The sequence below is a fragment of the Microbacterium sp. SYP-A9085 genome (assembly GCF_009649635.1).
Taxonomy (GTDB): Bacteria; Actinomycetota; Actinomycetes; order Actinomycetales; family Microbacteriaceae; genus Microbacterium.
Window position 1 is genome coordinate 56,835 of the sequence record NZ_WJII01000004.1, and the last position, 16,132, is coordinate 72,966.

Sequence of the window (16,132 nt, forward strand, 5' to 3'; positions counted from 1 at the left end):
CAGCGCACGGGGCCGGCCCCGCGGGTCACACCGACGAGTACGCGACGATGCCGCGCCGCACCGCGTCCAGAGCGCGGCGGGCGGTGACCGCGACGTCGCCGGCGGCGACGAGCGAGAGCTGGTCGAGCAGGTCGATCGTCTGCTTCGCCCACCGGACGAAGTCCCCCGCTGCCATGTCCGCCTCGACGAGGACCCGCTCGAGGCTCGCCCCGCGGGCCCAGGAGTGCATGGCCTGCGCGAGACCGGTCGCGACCTCCGCCGACCCCGGCAGCCGATGGTCGTGCTCCAGGTCGTCCAGCTGCGCCCACAGTCGCTGCGTCTCGGTGAGGGCGGCGCGGAACGGTCCGCGCGGCATCCCGTGCTCGCCGGCGGTGTCGTCGCGGCGCGGCTCGTAGACGAGGCAGCACACGAGCGCGGCCAGGGCCGCGGCATCCAGGTCCGACCAGATGCCCGTGCGCAGCGACTCGGCCACGAGCAGGTCGCGCTCCCCGTAGATCCGCCGCATTGTGCGCCCGGCGTCAGTCAGCGCCGCCGTGCCGTCGTCGGTGATCTGCACGTAGTCCAGCGCCGTGAGCACGTCGACCACCCGGTCGAACTGGCGCGCGACGGTCCCCGTGCGCGTCTGGATCTGGCGCCGGATGCGGTCGGTGTCGCGCGTGAGCTTCCAGTACCGCTCCCCCCACCGGGCATGGTTCTCGCGGTCCGGGCAGCTGTGGCACGGGTGCCGCTGAAGCTGCCGCCGCAGGCCCTGGATCTCGCGCTGCCGCTCCTGTCGCGCCGCGTGCGAGGCGTGGGAGTCCTTGCGCAGCTGCTTCTCGAGGTCGCTGAGGCGACGTCGGATGCCGGAGTACTCGACGATGTCGCCACGATCGCACGTCATCGCCTTCGCGTAGCCGGCGAGCGACTCCTCCTGGTCGCGCACCTGACGGGCCAGGCCCACGACGGCACGGTCGGCCTGGAACTGCGCGAAGGAGGACTCGAGGATCTCCCGGGCGCGGCCCCGCCCGAACTGGTCGATCAGGTTGACCGCCATGTTGTAGGTGGGGCGGAAACTCGAGTTCAGCGGGTAGGTGCGGCGCGAGGCGAGGGCCGCGACCGACTGCGGGTCCATCGCCTCGGTCCACTGGATGACGGCGTGCCCCTCCACGTCGATGCCGCGCCGTCCCGCCCGTCCGGTGAGTTGCGTGTACTCCCCCGACGTGATGGCAACGCGCGCCTCGCCGTTGAACTTCTCGAGCTTCTCGAGCACGACGGTGCGCGCGGGCATGTTGATGCCCAGCGCCAGAGTCTCGGTCGCGAACACCGCCTTGACGAGCTTGCGCTGGAACAGCTCCTCGACGACCTCCTTGAACGCTGGCAGGAGTCCGGCGTGGTGCGCGGCCACGCCGCGTTCCAGGCTCTCCCGCCACTCCCAGTAGCCGAGGACGGCGAGGTCCTCGTCCTGCAGCGTCCGGGTGCGTTCATCGACGATCCGGCGGATCTGCGTGCGCTCCTCGCTCGTGGTCAGCCGCACGCCGGCGCGCCGCAGCTGCTGTACGGCGGCCTCGCAGCCGACGCGGCTGAACACGAAGAAGATCGCGGGCAGCAGCCGGTCTCGCTCCAGCAGGTGCACGACGTCCGGGCGGTCCATGCGCTCGATGCGCCGGACGTTCGCGGAGCGCACCGGACGGCGTCCCCCGCGCGGGGGACGCCGTCCGGCCTCGTGGCCGCCGGCGCTGCGGAACTGCGACGCCGTCCGGTTGCTCTCGTACCGCTGGCCGCCGAACGACCGGATCCGCATCAGCTCCTGGTTCACCCGGGCCGTGGCAACGCCGGCGCGGTCGTCGAACAGCGGCAGCAGGTCCCCGCGTACGAGCACGTGCTGCTCCAGCGGGACCGGCCGCGTCTCGGAGACTATGACCTCGGTGTCGCCGCGGACGGTGTCCAGCCAGTCGCCGAACTCCTCGGCATTGGAGACCGTCGCCGACAGGCAGATGAGGCGCACGGTCTGCGGCAGGTGGATGATCACTTCTTCCCATACCGCGCCCCGGAACCGGTCGGCGAGATAGTGCACTTCGTCCATCACGACGAAGCGGAGGTGGCGCAGCGCCGCCGAGTCGGCGTACAGCATGTTGCGCAGCACCTCGGTGGTCATCACGACCACCCGTGCGCCCGGGTTCACGCTCACGTCGCCGGTCAGCAGCCCCACCTCGTCCTCGCCGTACACGGCGGCGAGCTCCCGGTACTTCTGGTTCGACAGCGCCTTCATCGGGGTCGTGTAGAACGCCTTGTCGGATGGTTCGCGCATCGCCAGGTGCACGGCGAACTCGCCGACGACAGTCTTCCCGGCGCCGGTGGGGGCGGCCACCAGCACGCTGCGCCCATCCTCCAGCGCCTGGCAGCCGGCGATCTGGAACGGGTCGAGCTCGAACCGCTGCGCGTCGGCGAACGACGCGGTCAGCGGATGCCGCTGGGCGGCCTGGGCGCGCGCGAACCGCTCCGCCGGATCGGGTGCGCTCACGCGATCGGTCCCACCGGGGGGCGCTTCGCCCGGCGCCGGTCGAACAGGAGCGACAGACCCGCCGCGGCGAAATACAGGATGCAGAGGATGCCGGCCAGCAGCAGCATCGAGGTGATGTCCATTGCCGGGGTGGCGGCCGCGGCGAACACGACGATGATGATGATCGCGACCCGCCAGCCCTTGACGATCGTCCGTCCGGTCATGATGCCGGCGAGGTTCAGCGCGATGAGGAAGACGGGGGTGACGAACGAGACGCCCACCACGAGCAGGAGCTTGAACACGAAGTCGTAGTAGGTGTCGTACTTGTAGAACTGCGCCATCCCGTTCGGGACGAAGCTGGCCATCAGCTCGACCATGTGCGGCATGATCAGCCATCCGACGTACAGTCCCCCGGCGAACAGCGGAATCGCGGCGGCGACGAATCCGACCGTGTACCGGACCTCCTTGCGGGTCAGTCCCGGCATGATGAACGCCCACAGCTGCCACAGCCAGACCGGTGCGGACAGCAGCAGGCCGATGGCGAACGCTATCCGCATGCGCAGGTCGAAGCCGCTGGTGACGGTGTCGAAGTTCAGCCGCACGTAGGACTGCCCGTGCGCGGCCGCCACCTGCTCGATCGGCAGGGTGAGCAGGTCGATCACCGGCTCGGTGATGATGAACGCGACGATCATCCCCAGCACGAGGCCCGCGGCGGCGATCATCAGCCGCTTGCGGAGTTCGCGCAGGTGCTGCGCGAGCGACATCCGCTTGTCATGCGGCGGTGTCGCCGGCTCCTCGAGGTGCGGCGAACCGGTTTCAGTCACGTCCGACTACGGTTTGGTATCGCCGGTGCCGCTGGTCGTGGTGGTACTGCCTGCGACATCCGTCGTCGGCGTCTCGTCGCCGCCGACGGGACGGTCGTCGTCCTTCATCGCCTTCATCTCGCCCTTGAACACGCGGGCGGACTGCCCGAGGCTCTTGGCGAGGGCCGGCAGCTTCGCGGCGCCGAACAGCAGCAGGATCACCGCCAGGATGATCAGGAGGTGCGGCCACCCGAATGCGCCCATGATGTCTCCTTGTCGTGCGGTGTCCACAAAGTCTAACCCGGGGATCGTCCGGCGGTCGGCCCGGCACGGCGCGGATCACTCGGTGTACTGCGCGAGGGCTGCCCGGGCCCAGTCGGCGGCGGCGTCCCGTGCCTGCGGCGGCTCCAGGATCTCCAGGTCCCCGCCCAGGCTCGTGGCGAGCCGCTTCAGGCTCTGCACGTCGGCCACGCGCAGCGTCGCCTCGCTGAGATCGCCGTGCGTGGTCACCCGGGCCTGGTCGAGGTAGCCGCCGATCAGCGGCGCCACGGTCGGGGGGAACCGCAGCCGCGCGACGATGTCGGCCTCGCCGGTCTCGAACAGCGCCGGCACCGGCTCCTCGCCATGCGTGATCGGGATGTCGGTGAGACTGAGCTCGCTCACCCGGTCGAGGTGGAACGTGCGCATGGCCTGCCGCAGGTGGCACCAGCCCTGCAGGTACCACTGCCCGTTCGCTATGTGCACCTTCACGGGGTCCACGGTGCGGGTGGTCTCCGGCGCGTCGGGCGCCTTGTATGTGAACGAGACGGCGACGCGGTGGCGCAGCGCATCGTCGACGGCGACCCGCACCTGGTCGACGGGGCCGGGCGCGACGATGACGTCGGCGGGCGCACTGGACGCGCCCTTGGCGAGCTTGGCCAGCAGGCCCGTGATCACGCCGCTGTCCCCGAGGCCGGGCAGCGACTGTGCGAGTTGGAGCCCGGCCAGCAGCGCCGCCGCCTCGCGGGCGGTCAGGCGCGGCGACTCCTCCAGGCCGACGGCGTTCGTGATGACGATCCGGTCCTGCTCGTCCAGGAGATCCCAGTCGATGTCGAACAGGTCGTTCGGCAGCTGCCAGAAGCCGCTGTCCCCCGGGCGTCCGATCATCGTGAGCCGCTGCACCATGTCGCGCATCTGCGCGGGCGTGACGTCGAACTCCCGCGCAGCCTCGTCGACCGACACCTCGCCCTGATTGATGAGGTAGGGCACCAGCTGCATCATCAGCGCGGCCCGGTCGGTGGCAAGCACCGGTCGCTGGGCGTTCATCGCGTCTCCCCGTGCACGGCCGCCGCCGCGCTCAGGCGCCGCACCACCTGATCGCGCAGCTCGGGCGGTTCCACGACGCGCACTTCGGGTCCGTACGAGGCCAGTTCGTCGGCGAAGATGTGCACGTCGACGTACGGCACCCGGATGCCCTGCTCGGCCGGGGTCGCCCGGCGGTTCAGCCGGAGTGCGGCCTCGGTGCCCGGGTGGACCTCCAGCAGCGCGCTGTGTCGGGCGGCCACAGCCTCCAGCCCCGCGAGGGCGCGCTCCCCCGCTCCCGTCCGCAGCGCCGGGTCGAACCCCCGCCGGGTGATCTTCACGTCCCCGACGATCCGGGACAACAGGAATGTGCGGTCTGCCTCGGCATCCACGTCGCTGCCGTACACGTGCCACCGCGCCTCGTACTCGACGAGCGCGAGCGGGCGGACGGTGCGCACACGCGCCGCGGCCTCCCCCGGCTTCAGGTACGGGAACGTGACGATCCGGCTCTGTTCGATCGCGCGCTGCAGCGGACCGAAGGACGCCTCGCGCAGGCTTATCCGCGGCGAGTAGCCGATGATCGGCTCGTCCACGTCGATGCCCAGGGACCGGATCTTGCGCAGTCCACTGCGGGCGTCCGCGGACAGCGACCCCTGGCTCCAGACCCCGCCGGCGAGGTTGAGCACGGCGATCTCGGCCGGGGTGAAAGTGATGTCGGCCGGCAGCGCATACTCCGCCGTGGGCACGCGGTAGCGCGCCTCGCGCAGGTCGTCGGGGTCGAGCCGGTCCCCGATCGTCTCAATCGGCACGCCCAGTCCGCGCAGGTTCTCCTTGTCCCGCTCGAACATCTTCTCGAGGGCGTCCTTGGACGCGCCCGCCTCGGACTGCTCCCGGTAGCCGGAGACGGACCCGAGGATGGCGTCCTTCGTCAGCCCCTGCTCGGTCGCCATGAGCGCCACCACGAGGTTCAGCAGCCGCTCCTCGGGCGCGCCACGCTCGTCGGAGCGGGGCGCGGAAGACGTGGGTTCGGCAGACACGAGGCCATCCTAGGGCTGCCCGCCGCGCGCGGCCCGGGTGACGCGGCCGACGCGGGTTACTGCGCCGTCTTCGGCGCCGGGCCGATGCCGAGGATGTCGATCACCACGACCTGGGTGTCGCGAGCGTCCGACGTTCCGTCCGCCTTCGGGATGATCGCCATCACCTGCGACCCGACCGTCTGGCCCTCCAGCGCCGCCTGGAAGCCCTTCGACTTGGACGACGGGGTCACGAACTGCGGCTGGCTGTCCCACGTGTCGTCGGCGACGGTCTTGTCCGTCCAGTTCACTATCGTGTAGTTCACCAGCACGGAGTCGTCGGCGGTGACCTTCGCCCCGTCGCCGCGCTTGAGCGTCTGCACCGTGGTCTGCTGCGGGGCCGGACCGTCCGGGACGATGACGCCGGGACGCCCGCCGGGAGCCCGCACGACCGCCGGCATCCCCCAGCCCGAGTTGTACACGAGCGAGCCGTTCGCCGCCCCGAGATACACGCGCCGCAGATCGAGGATCGCCACGAGCGAGTCGTCCTTGGACAGGCCGAGGCTCTGCGCGGGGGACGCGTCCACGCCGCCGGGCGCTATCGCCACCGCCACGCGGGTGCCCGCCGTCGCGCAGTGCAGGGCGGTGCTGAACGCGGGGAACGACTGCGCCCACTGCGACAAGGCCATCGCGCGCGACTCGTCACCGTCGTACGGCGTGCTGATAAGGGTCTTCCCCGTGGTCGCGCTGACCAGCGAGACATCCAGCACGATCATCTGCGACGCGCTCGTGATCGGCACCGTCCCGGTGCCCGGGTCGACATCCGCGAACCGGGTCGTGGAGGTGTGGAACGGCGTGTGCACGTTCACGACGGGGACCGCGGTCTGCGCACCCGTCACCGAGATGAGGTTCATCGTCGACGAGCCCGCATCGGTGTGCCGGCCGCAGGCGGCCGCGGCGTCGGTCGTCGAGGCGCAGCCGACGAGAGCGACGGCGGTCAGGGAGAGGGTGGCGAAGACGGCGGGGAGTTTGCGCACCGCACCAGTCTAGGCGTTCGCCTTGTCGTCCCCCGTCGCCGGGCGCCGGTCCGCGCGCCGGGCGTCGTCGGCCGCCTGCTGGGCTCCGTCAGCCGCGCGCCGGGCCTCGCGAACGCGCTTGCGGAGGTTCTTGTCGGTGATCTGGCGGTCGCCCACCGCGCCCGGCGTCCACAGCTCGACATCCTCGTCCCCGTACGCCGTCTTGCGCACGGCGCGCTTGCGGACATCCGGCGGGACAGCGCCCGGCGCGAGGCGGCGTGCGCTGATGAGGAACCCGGTGTGCGCGACCATCCGGTGGTCGGGGCGGACGGCCAGGCCCTCGACGTGCCACCCGCGGATCATCGTCTCGCTGGCCTCGGGCTCGGTGAAAAGGCCCGTGCCTCGCAGATACTCCGCCACCCGGCTGAGCTGGGTGGCGGTGGCGATGTAGCAGAGCACCACGCCGCCAGGGGTGAGCGCGGCGGCGACAGCGTCGATGCACTCCCACGGCGCGAGCATGTCGAGCACGACGCGGTCCACGCTCCCGTCCGGCATCGCCTCCGGAAGCTGCTCGGTGAGGTCGCCCAGCACGACCTGCCAGTTCGCCGGGGTGCGGCCGAGGAACGTCGCGACGTTGGCCTTCGCGACGTCGGCGAACTCCTCGCGGCGTTCGAACGAGACGAGGCGGCCGGCGTCCCCGACGGCCCGCAGCAACGACAGCGACAGGGCGCCGGAGCCCACGCCGGCCTCCACGACGACGGCTCCAGGAAATACATCCGCCTGCGCGACGATCTGCGCGGCGTCCTTCGGGTAGACGATGGCGGCGCCGCGCGGCATCGACATCACGAAGTCGCGCAGCAGCGGACGCAGCGCGAGGTACTCGGCGTCCCCGCTGTTGCGGACGACCGACCCATCCGGCAGGCCGATCAGCGCCTCGTGGCGCAGCACGCCGCGATGTGTGTGCAGTTCGCCGCCCTCGCGGAGCGTGACAGTGTGCAGCCGGCCTTTGGGGCCGGTGAGCTGGACGCGGTCGCCGTAGCGGAACGGGCCGCTCGGGCGCGGCGCGGATGTCGTCATGGGCGGCCCTTCGACCGATGTCCGTCACGGTGCGACGCGTACGCCTGAGCCACGTCCGCGACGCCGCGCCCGTCGAGCGTCGGCCAGAGGACGTGCGCGCCGACGCCGGTCAGCGAGACCATGTGCGGCACGCCGATCGTGACGGCGCCGGAGGCCACTGCCGAGCGGAGCCCGTTCGGCGAGTCCTCGAGTGCGACGGCGTCCGCGGGCTCGACGCCGAGCTGTGCGCACGCCTGCAGGTAGGGGTCCGGGTAGGGCTTGGGCCGCGTCACGTCGTCTCCGGCCACTATCACGTCGAACGCGTCGAAGTCGATGAGGTCGATGATCGAGCGCGCCATCCGCCGCATCGACATCGTCACCAGCGCCGTCTTCACTCCGGCATCCCGGAGGCTCCGCAGCAGCGCCCGCGCGCCCGGCCGGAATGGGACGCCGTCGCGGGCAAGGCCCGCCAGCACGTCGTCGGTGAGGCGGTGCACGATGGCGTCGGCATCCATGCGCACGCCGTGCGCCTGGAAGATCCGCGCCGTCTCGTCCAGTGCCAGCCCCACCAGCTGCAGGGCCTGCTCGTGCGACCAGGTCCCGCCGAACGACTCCACGAGTGGCGTCTCCGCGGCCATCCAGTACGGCTCGGTGTCCACGAGCGTTCCGTCCATGTCCCACAGGACGGCGGCGGGCACGGAGGGGGTCATCCGTCCATCGTATCGGCGGGCGTCCGAGCCCCGCGCGCAGGACCGGTGCGCTCACCTATCCTGGATGCAAGCGCCGGACACCGGAGGGAGCGCGCGTGGATTCACTGGGCCGCCGGGTCGTCGTGGCCGCATTCGACGGATGGAACGACGCCGGAGAGGCCGCAACGTCGGCTGCGATGCTGCTGAAGGAGAGCGGCTCGTACGAGCCGGTGTTCTCGGTGGACCCCGAGCTGTACTTCGATTACCAGTACACGCGTCCGCAGATGGTCATCGACGACGACGGCAGACGGGTGCTGCGCTGGCCGGAGACCACGCTGTACCGCCCGACCCGGCGCACCCGGGGCACTCAGCTGTGGCTGCTGGCGGGCGTGGAGCCCGCGCGTGCGTGGCAGTCGTTCGCGACCGAGATCATCGACGTGCTGCTGCGCGAGGATGTCACGGGGTTCGTGGCACTGGGGTCGATGATGTCGGACGTGCCGCACACCCGCCCCATCTCGGTGTTCGCCGGCAGCGACAACGAGCAGCTGCGCACGGCCCTGGATCTGGAGCGGAGCACATACGAGGGTCCGGTCGGGATCCTGAGCGCGCTGGCCGCGGCGGCGGAGACCGCCGGCATTCCCACCGTGGGCCTGTGGGCGAGCGTGCCGCACTACGTCGCCGGCCACACCCCGTCGCCGAAGGCCGCGCTGGCCCTCCTGGACCGGCTCGAGGAGATCACCGGGGCAGCGGTCCCCCGCGGCGACCTTGCGACGCAGGCGGCAGCCTGGGAGGCGTCGATCGACGCGGCCGCCGCCGAGGACGACGAGATGACCGCCTACATCCGGCAGCTGGAGGCGGCCCGTGACACGTGGGACTCCCCCGAGGCGTCCGGCGACGCCATCGCCAAGGAGTTCGAGCGCTACCTGCGCCGCCGGGGCGACGGCCCGGGCAAGCCGGGCCGCGACGACCCGCGCGGGCGCTGATTACGCCGCGATGACGCCCGTGCTCAGCAGCACGATGAGGGCGGTGCCGAGCGCGACGCGATACAGGACAAACGGCAGGAAGCTGTGCCGGGAGATCCATTTCATGAAGAACGTTATGACCGCGAGCCCGACGCCGAACGCGACGATCGTGGCCACCGCAGTCTCCCCCATCGTGAACACCTCCGGCGCCGGGGATTTCAGCACCTTGTACAGCTCGTAGAAGCCGCTGCCGAACACGGCCGGGATCGCCAGCAGGAACGCGTAGCGCGCGGCGGCCTCGCGTCTGTAGCCGAGCAGCAGTCCCGCCGTGATGGTGCCGCCGGAGCGGGACACGCCGGGGATCAAGGCGAGCGACTGGGCGAGGCCGTAGACAATGCCGTGCCCGACCGTGAGGTCGTCGAGTTTGCGCCGCTCGGCGCCGATCATGTCGGCGATGCCGAGGATCACGCCGAACACTATCAGCGTGACGGCGATGACCCACAGCGACCGCAGCACCGTCTCGATCTGGGTCTGGAAGAGCAGGCCGAGCACGACGATCGGGATGGTGCCGACGATGATCAGCCAGCCCATCTTCGCGTCCGGGTCGTTGCGCGGGATGCGGCCGACAAGGGCGCGGAACCAGTGCCCGATGATGCGGACGATGTCGCGCCAGAAGAACACCACGACGGCCGCCTCGGTGCCGATCTGCGTGATGGCGGTGAAAGCCGCACCGGGGTCGGCGTTCGCTCCGAGGTCGGGGAGGAACGCGCCCACGATACGCAGGTGTGCGCTCGAGGAGATCGGCAGGAACTCGGTCAGGCCCTGCACGAGACCGAGGAGGATGGCCTCGAGGAAATGCTGCATGAATCGCCTTTCGTGCGTGAAGTGGTGTGCGGCGCGGCGGTCAGCAGTCGCGGAGCAGGTCGGTGAGTACGGCGCGGCCGAACTCGAGGGCGTCCAGCGGCACTCGTTCGTCGACCCCGTGGAACATCCCTGTGAAGTCGAGTCCTGCGGGAAGCCGCAGCGGCGCGAAGCCGTAGCCGGTGATGCCCAGGCGAGCCAGCGCCTTGTTGTCGGTGCCCCCGCCCATCAGATACGGGATCACCGGGACGCCGGGGTCGTGCCGGCCCAGGGCCTGCACCATCCGGTCGACGAGGTCCCCGTGCAGCGGCGCCTCGAGTCCGATGTCGCGCGTGACCACGGACACCTCGACATCCGTCCCGACGATGCGGCCGATCTCGGCCAGCACGTCGTCCTCGGTGCCCGGGAGCACGCGGACGTCGATGAGCGCCTCGGCCGTGTCCGGGATGACGTTGTGCTTGTAGCCGGCCGTCAGTCCCGTCGGGTTGGTGGTGGTGCGCAGGGTGGAGCGGATGAAGGGCGCGGCCGACCCGGCCAGGTCGGCGAGGGCGTCCGGGTCGGCGTCGCCGGCGCCGCTGAGCCGGGCAAACTCGTCCAGCAGCGCGCGGGTGGTCTCGGTGAGCCGTACCGGCCACGGCGTGCGCCCGAGCGCGACGACGGCCTCGGCGAGCCGGGTGACGGCATTGTCGGGGTGGAACCCGCTGCCGTGACCCGCCCGGCCGCGGGCGCGCAGGCGCAGCCAGAGCAGCGCCTTCTCCCCCGTCTGCAGCAGATACGCGCGGCGTCCCGCCACCGTGATCGAGTAGCCGCCCACTTCGCTGATGGCCTCGCTCGCGCCCGCGAACCAGTCGGGACGGTCGCGGACGACGAGGGCGGAGCCCTCCACCCCGCCGTTCTCCTCGTCGGCGAAGAAGGTCAGGACGAGGTCGCGCGCGGGCTGCTCCCCGGCGCCGAGGATGTCGCCGACGGCGGCCAGGATCATGGCATCCATGTCCTTCATGTCCACGGCGCCGCGGCCCCACAGCATCCCGTCGCGGACCACCCCGGCGAAGGGGTCCTCGGACCAGTCGTCGGCGACCGCCGGGACGACATCCAAGTGGCCGTGCACCACGAGGGCGGGCCGGTCGCGGTCGCGGCCGGGCACCCGGGCGCAGACGTTCGTGCGCCGCGGGACCGGCTCGTAGAGCTCCGGCGTCAGTCCGAGTCCCTCCAGGCGCGCTGCGACGTACTCGGCCGCCTCCCGCTCCCCCGCCGAGCGGCCGCCGCCGTGGTTCGTGGTGTCGATGCGGATGAGATCGCGCGCGATGCGGGCGACCTCGGTGAGAGTGGGCTCATCCGCGGCATCGGGCATGCGGTCCAGGCTACTCGGTCGGCGTGCGCGCGCAGGGGCGGCCGGGGTCCGGGGCGCCGTGAGAACGTGATATTGTCATTCCTCGGTTGCGTAAAGCATCACCACCTGCGCGGGTGGCGGAATAGGTAGACGCGCTAGCTTGAGGTGCTAGTGCCCGTATAGGGCGTGGGGGTTCAAGTCCCCCCTCGCGCACATTCAGAAAAGGCCCCGTCAGGGGCCTTTTCCGTTTGCCCCGGCCGCCCTCGGCCGGCCGGACCTGTTCATCTCGCAGGACATCCTGTCGACGCGCGCCGGTCATCCGGCGTGTCGCGGCCGCCGGTGCAGCATGTCCTGCCTGCCGGACGCCGCGCGCACCCCTGCGCGGACGTCGGGCGCGATAGGTTCGTCAGGTGGCATCCCGTTCTCCGCGACGCGACTCCGGCTGGCGCAGCCGGACCGCGATCCCGGTGCGGCCGCTGCCGCCCTCGCCGCCTGACACCGGCACCGTCGCCGGGCGCATTCCGCTGCTGGCGCCGGCGCCCGCACTGCCCGGATGCGACGGGCTGCTGCCCAAGGCCTTCGTCGGCGAGGTCGTGCCGTTCCGGGTGACGGCGTTCCGGGAGGGCCACGGCAGGATCGGGGTGCACGTGCGGCTGCGCTCGCCCGCCGGCGACGAGTCGCTGCATCGCGTGCTCCCCCTCGGCGACGGGTTCGACCGGTGGCGCACCGACATAGCCCTGCTCGAGCAGGGCGATTGGACGTACCGGTTCGAGGCGTTCGCGGACGATTACGCCACCTGGCGCCACGCGGCCGACGTCAAGATCGAGGCGGGGGTGGATGTCGCGGTCATGCGCACTCTCGGCACGCAGCTGTTCCTGCGCGCCGCCGCAGAGTCCGAACGTCCCGCCGCGCAGCGCACAGCCCTGCGCCGGGCCGCCAAGACGCTGGATGCTGCCGGCGACCCCGCCGCGGCGCTCGCCGTCGTCCGGGACGAGGACCTCGCGACGATCTTCCGTGACCGTCCGCTGCAGTCCCTGGCCACGGCAGGCGGCGAGCTCGCCCTGCGGGTCGAACGCGAACGCGCCGGCGTCGGCGCCTGGTACGAGTTCTTCCCGCGCTCCGAGGGCGCGCACCGGATGCCGGACGGCGCTATCCGCAGCGGAACGTTCCGCACCGCCGCGAAGCGGCTGCCGGCGATCGCGGAGATGGGGTTCCAGGTCGTCTATCTGCCGCCGATCCACCCCATCGGGAACACGAACCGGAAGGGCCCCAACAACACGCTGACCGCGGGCCCGAACGATCCCGGCTCGCCGTGGGCGATCGGCGCCGACTCCGGCGGCCACGACGCCATCCACCCCGATCTCGGCCGGCTCGCGGACTTCCGGGCGTTCGTGAAGGCCGCCGAGGCGGCCGGATTGGAAGTGGCGCTGGACCTCGCCCTCCAGGCGTCCCCCGACCATCCGTGGGTCGCCACGCACCCGCAGTGGTTCACGACGCTCCCCGACGGCTCGATCGCCTATGCGGAGAACCCGCCGAAGAAGTACCAGGACATCTACCCGATCGACTTCGACGGCGACCCCGAGGGCCTCCGCGCCGAGGTGCTGCGCGTCGTCGAGCACTGGATCGCGCAGGGCGTGCGGATCTTCCGCGTCGACAACCCGCACACGAAGCCGCTGTGGTTCTGGGAGTGGCTCATCCGCACCGTGACCGGAGCCCACCCCGACGTCGTGTTCCTCGCCGAGGCGTTCACGCGGCCCGCGCCGCTGCACGCCCTCGCGCGGGCGGGGTTCCAGCAGAGCTACACGTACTTCACGTGGCGCAACACGAAGCCCGAGCTCGAGGAGTTCCTCACCGGCGTCGCGAACGACACCGCCGATTTCCTGCGCCCGAACCTCTTCGTGAACACCCCCGACATCCTCACCGAGTACCTGCAGTTCGGTGGACGGCCGGCGTACCGCATCCGTGCCGCCATCGCCGCGACCGCCGGCCCCTCCTACGGCGTGTACGCGGGCTATGAGCTGTACGAGAACGTCGCCCGGCCGGGCTCTGAGGAGAACCTCGACAACGAGAAGTACGAGTACAAGCTGCGCGACTGGGAGGGTGCACAGGCCTCCGGCGACTCGCTCGCGCCGTACCTGCGCCGTCTCAACGAGATCCGCGCCGAGCACCCGGCGCTGCGGCAGCTGCGGAACCTGACAGTGCAGTACAGCGACGACGACGCGATCCTCGTCTATGTGAAGCACCTGGATGCCGCGTTCTCGCCGACCGGGCGGGCGGACACCGTCGTGGTGGTCGCCAATCTGGATCCGCACTCCGTGCGGCAGACCATGATCCACCTGGACACGACGATCTTCGGCGTCCGCCCCGGCGACGGCTACCGGGTGCGGGACCTCATCACCGGCGCCGAGTGGGACTGGACCGACCACAACTTCGTGCGCCTGGACGCGTTCGCCGAGCCCGTCCACGTCGTGGCGGTCGAGGCGGGTCCGTGAGCGTCTCCGAGGAGGTTCTCGACGCCGTCGCGGCGGGCGCGTACCACGCCCCGCATGACGTGCTGGGACTGCGCCCGGATGCCACCGGCGGCGGGACCGTGCGAGTGCGCCGGCCCCTCGCGCAGACCGTGACCGCGGTGTTCGCCGACGGAGCGCGCGTCCCGCTCGCCCACCGGCGCGCCGGCATCTGGGAGGGCCGGTGGACCGGCACCGTCCGCCCGTACGTCGTGGAGACGACGTACCCGGACGGCCCCGGGTTCACCGCCGACGATCCCTACCGGCACCTGCCCACGCTCGGCGAGCTCGATCTGCACCTCATCGCCGAGGGCCGGCACGAGCGCCTCTGGGAGGTCCTCGGCGCGCACGTCCGCGAGGATGCCGGCGTCGTCGGCACGGCGTTCGCCGTGTGGGCTCCGCACGCCCGTGCCGTGCGCGTGGTGGGCGACTTCAACGCCTGGGACGGCGCCGGACACGCGATGCGGTCGCTGGGCGCCAGCGGCGTCTGGGAGCTGTTCGCCCCGGATGCCGGGGAGGGCACCGTCTACAAGTATGAGATCCTCTCCGCCGACGGCCCCTGGCTTCTGAAGGCGGACCCGATGGCGCAGCGCGCGGAGACGCCGCCGGCGACGGGATCGGTGGTGACCGTCTCCCACCACACCTGGTCCGACGGCGAATGGATCGCGGCACGGGCGGCGGCGCAGCCGGTCGCGCAGCCGATGTCGGTGTACGAGCTGCACGTGGGCTCGTGGCGGCCCGGCCTCGGCTACCGTGACCTGGCGGCACCGCTCATCGAGCATGTGCACCGCCTCGGCTTCACCCATGTGGAGTTCATGCCGCTCGCGGAGCACCCGTTCGGCGGCTCGTGGGGTTATCAGGTCAGCGGCTACTACGCGCCCACGAGCCGGTTCGGCGCACCCGACGACCTGCGGCATCTCATCGACGAGCTGCACCGCGCCGGGATCGGTGTGATCCTGGACTGGGTGCCCGGCCACTTCCCGAAAGACGCTTTCGCGCTCGGCCGTTTCGACGGGCGGCCCGTATACGAGCATCCCGACCCGCGCCGCGGCGAGCATCGCGACTGGGGCACGTACATCTTCGACTACGGCCGCAATGAGGTGCGCGGCTTCCTGGTCGCCAACGCGCTGTACTGGCTGCATGAGTTCCACGTCGACGGGCTGCGGGTCGACGCCGTCGCCTCGATGCTGTACCTGGACTACTCGCGCGCCGACGGCGAATGGGAGCCGAACATCCACGGTGGGCGGGAGAACCTCGAGGCCATCCGATTCCTGCAGGAGGTCGACGCCACGGCGTACCGGCTGTATCCGGGCATCGTGATGATCGCCGAGGAGTCCACGAGCTTCGCGGGCGTGACGGCGCCCACCGAGCGCGGCGGGCTGGGGTTCGGGTTCAAATGGAACATGGGCTGGATGAACGACGCGCTCGTGTACATCCAGCGCGACCCGCTGTACCGGAGGCATCACGCCGGCGACCTCTCGTTCTCGTTCGCGTACGCCTTCAGCGAGAACTTCGTCCTGCCGATCAGCCACGACGAGGTCGTGCACGGCAAAGGCAGCCTCCTCGCGAAGATGCCCGGCGACCACGAGCGCAAGCTCGCCGGCATGCGCGGTTTCCTCGCGTACATGTGGGCGCATCCCGGCAAGCAGCTGCTGTTCATGGGGCAGGAGTTCGGACAGCTGTCGGAGTGGTCCGAATCCCGGGGTTTGGACTGGTGGCTGCTCGACCAGCCCAGCCACCGCCGGCTGCAGGAGTTCGTCGGCGCGCTGAACCGTGCCTACGCCGCCACCCCGGCGCTGTGGCGGCGGGATGCCGATCCCGACGCGTTCGCCCACCTGGGCGCTCCGCAGTGGGACCCCGATGTGCTCGCGTTCAGTCGCCGGGACGGCGACGCGACCCTCGTGGCGGTGTGCAACTTCTCCGGCGCCGCTCTCGACGGCTATGAGCTGGACCTGCCGCACGGCGGCCGGTGGCGTCAGGTGCTGAACACGGATGCCGCTGAATACGGCGGCTCCGGGGTGGGCAACCTCGGTGAGGTCACCGCGGACCCGGCCGGGCGGGCGGTCATGGTGCTGCCGGCGCTGGCCGTGCTCTGGCTCGCGGACTGACCGAAGACCGGCCGCGGCTCGGCGTTG

The 16,132-nt window shown here is 71.2% G+C and carries 13 protein-coding genes and 1 tRNA gene; 4 read left to right on the top strand and 10 right to left on the bottom strand.

Features of this window, described 5'->3' with window-relative positions:
• Positions 1 to 25: 25 nt before the first annotated feature.
• The 8 genes from GH740_RS09370 to GH740_RS09405 form a co-directional block, all read right to left on the bottom strand.
• Entirely contained in the window at positions 26 to 2,500 is a 2,475-nt protein-coding gene (locus GH740_RS09370; RefSeq protein ID WP_367641303.1) for a DEAD/DEAH box helicase, read from the bottom strand.
• Complete coding sequence (gene tatC, locus GH740_RS09375) at positions 2,497 to 3,243, bottom strand: twin-arginine translocase subunit TatC (protein WP_153746023.1); 747 nt, start codon at positions 3,241 to 3,243, stop codon at positions 2,497 to 2,499. Before tatC ends, GH740_RS09370 begins: the two co-directional genes overlap by 4 nt.
• 66 nt (positions 3,244 to 3,309) lie before the next feature.
• A complete protein-coding gene (tatA, locus tag GH740_RS09380) occupies positions 3,310 to 3,546 on the bottom strand; it encodes a twin-arginine translocase TatA/TatE family subunit (RefSeq protein ID WP_153745860.1) in 237 nt (78 codons plus the stop codon).
• A 75-nt stretch (positions 3,547 to 3,621) separates the two neighbouring features.
• Positions 3,622 to 4,587: a YafY family protein gene (locus GH740_RS09385; protein WP_153745861.1), complete on the bottom strand. Its 966-nt coding sequence runs from the start codon at positions 4,585 to 4,587 to the stop codon at positions 3,622 to 3,624.
• Entirely contained in the window at positions 4,584 to 5,513 is a 930-nt protein-coding gene (locus GH740_RS09390; protein ID WP_153746024.1) for a YafY family protein, read from the bottom strand. Before GH740_RS09390 ends, GH740_RS09385 begins: the two co-directional genes overlap by 4 nt.
• 143 nt (positions 5,514 to 5,656) lie before the next feature.
• A complete protein-coding gene (locus GH740_RS09395) occupies positions 5,657 to 6,613 on the bottom strand; it encodes an FKBP-type peptidyl-prolyl cis-trans isomerase (RefSeq protein WP_153745862.1) in 957 nt (318 codons plus the stop codon).
• 9 nt (positions 6,614 to 6,622) lie between these two features.
• The gene (locus GH740_RS09400) at positions 6,623 to 7,669 is read right to left on the bottom strand and encodes a tRNA (adenine-N1)-methyltransferase (RefSeq protein ID WP_153745863.1); all 1,047 of its coding nucleotides are present in this window, start codon (positions 7,667 to 7,669) and stop codon (positions 6,623 to 6,625) included.
• Entirely contained in the window at positions 7,666 to 8,358 is a 693-nt protein-coding gene (locus tag GH740_RS09405; RefSeq protein ID WP_153745864.1) for an HAD family phosphatase, read from the bottom strand. The genes GH740_RS09400 and GH740_RS09405 overlap by 4 nt, the downstream gene beginning before the upstream one ends.
• Positions 8,359 to 8,453: 95 nt before the next feature.
• Between GH740_RS09405 and GH740_RS09410 the strand changes: the two genes are divergently transcribed.
• Positions 8,454 to 9,320, top strand: a complete 867-nt coding sequence (locus GH740_RS09410) for a PAC2 family protein (RefSeq protein WP_367641307.1) — start codon at positions 8,454 to 8,456, stop codon at positions 9,318 to 9,320.
• Here GH740_RS09410 and GH740_RS09415 read toward each other — a convergent pair whose 3' ends face one another.
• Both GH740_RS09415 and GH740_RS09420 read right to left on the bottom strand, forming a co-directional pair.
• A complete protein-coding gene (locus GH740_RS09415) occupies positions 9,321 to 10,163 on the bottom strand; it encodes an undecaprenyl-diphosphate phosphatase (RefSeq protein WP_153745865.1) in 843 nt (280 codons plus the stop codon). It abuts the gene before it with no gap.
• 40 nt (positions 10,164 to 10,203) lie between these two features.
• Complete coding sequence (locus GH740_RS09420; protein ID WP_153745866.1) at positions 10,204 to 11,511, bottom strand: M20/M25/M40 family metallo-hydrolase; 1,308 nt, start codon at positions 11,509 to 11,511, stop codon at positions 10,204 to 10,206.
• Between the two features lie 107 nt (positions 11,512 to 11,618).
• On the opposite strand from GH740_RS09420, the gene GH740_RS09425 reads away from it, so the two are divergent.
• The 3 genes from GH740_RS09425 to glgB all read left to right on the top strand — a co-directional run bounded on the left by GH740_RS09425 (position 11,619) and on the right by glgB (position 16,105).
• A tRNA-Leu gene (locus GH740_RS09425) sits at positions 11,619 to 11,703 on the top strand.
• 311 nt (positions 11,704 to 12,014) lie between these two features.
• Entirely contained in the window at positions 12,015 to 13,982 is a 1,968-nt protein-coding gene (locus GH740_RS09430; RefSeq protein ID WP_153746027.1) for a maltotransferase domain-containing protein, read from the top strand.
• Positions 13,979 to 16,105: a 1,4-alpha-glucan branching protein GlgB gene (gene glgB, locus GH740_RS09435; RefSeq protein WP_367641309.1), complete on the top strand. Its 2,127-nt coding sequence runs from the start codon at positions 13,979 to 13,981 to the stop codon at positions 16,103 to 16,105. Before GH740_RS09430 ends, glgB begins: the two co-directional genes overlap by 4 nt.
• The last annotated feature ends 27 nt before the right edge of the window (positions 16,106 to 16,132 follow it).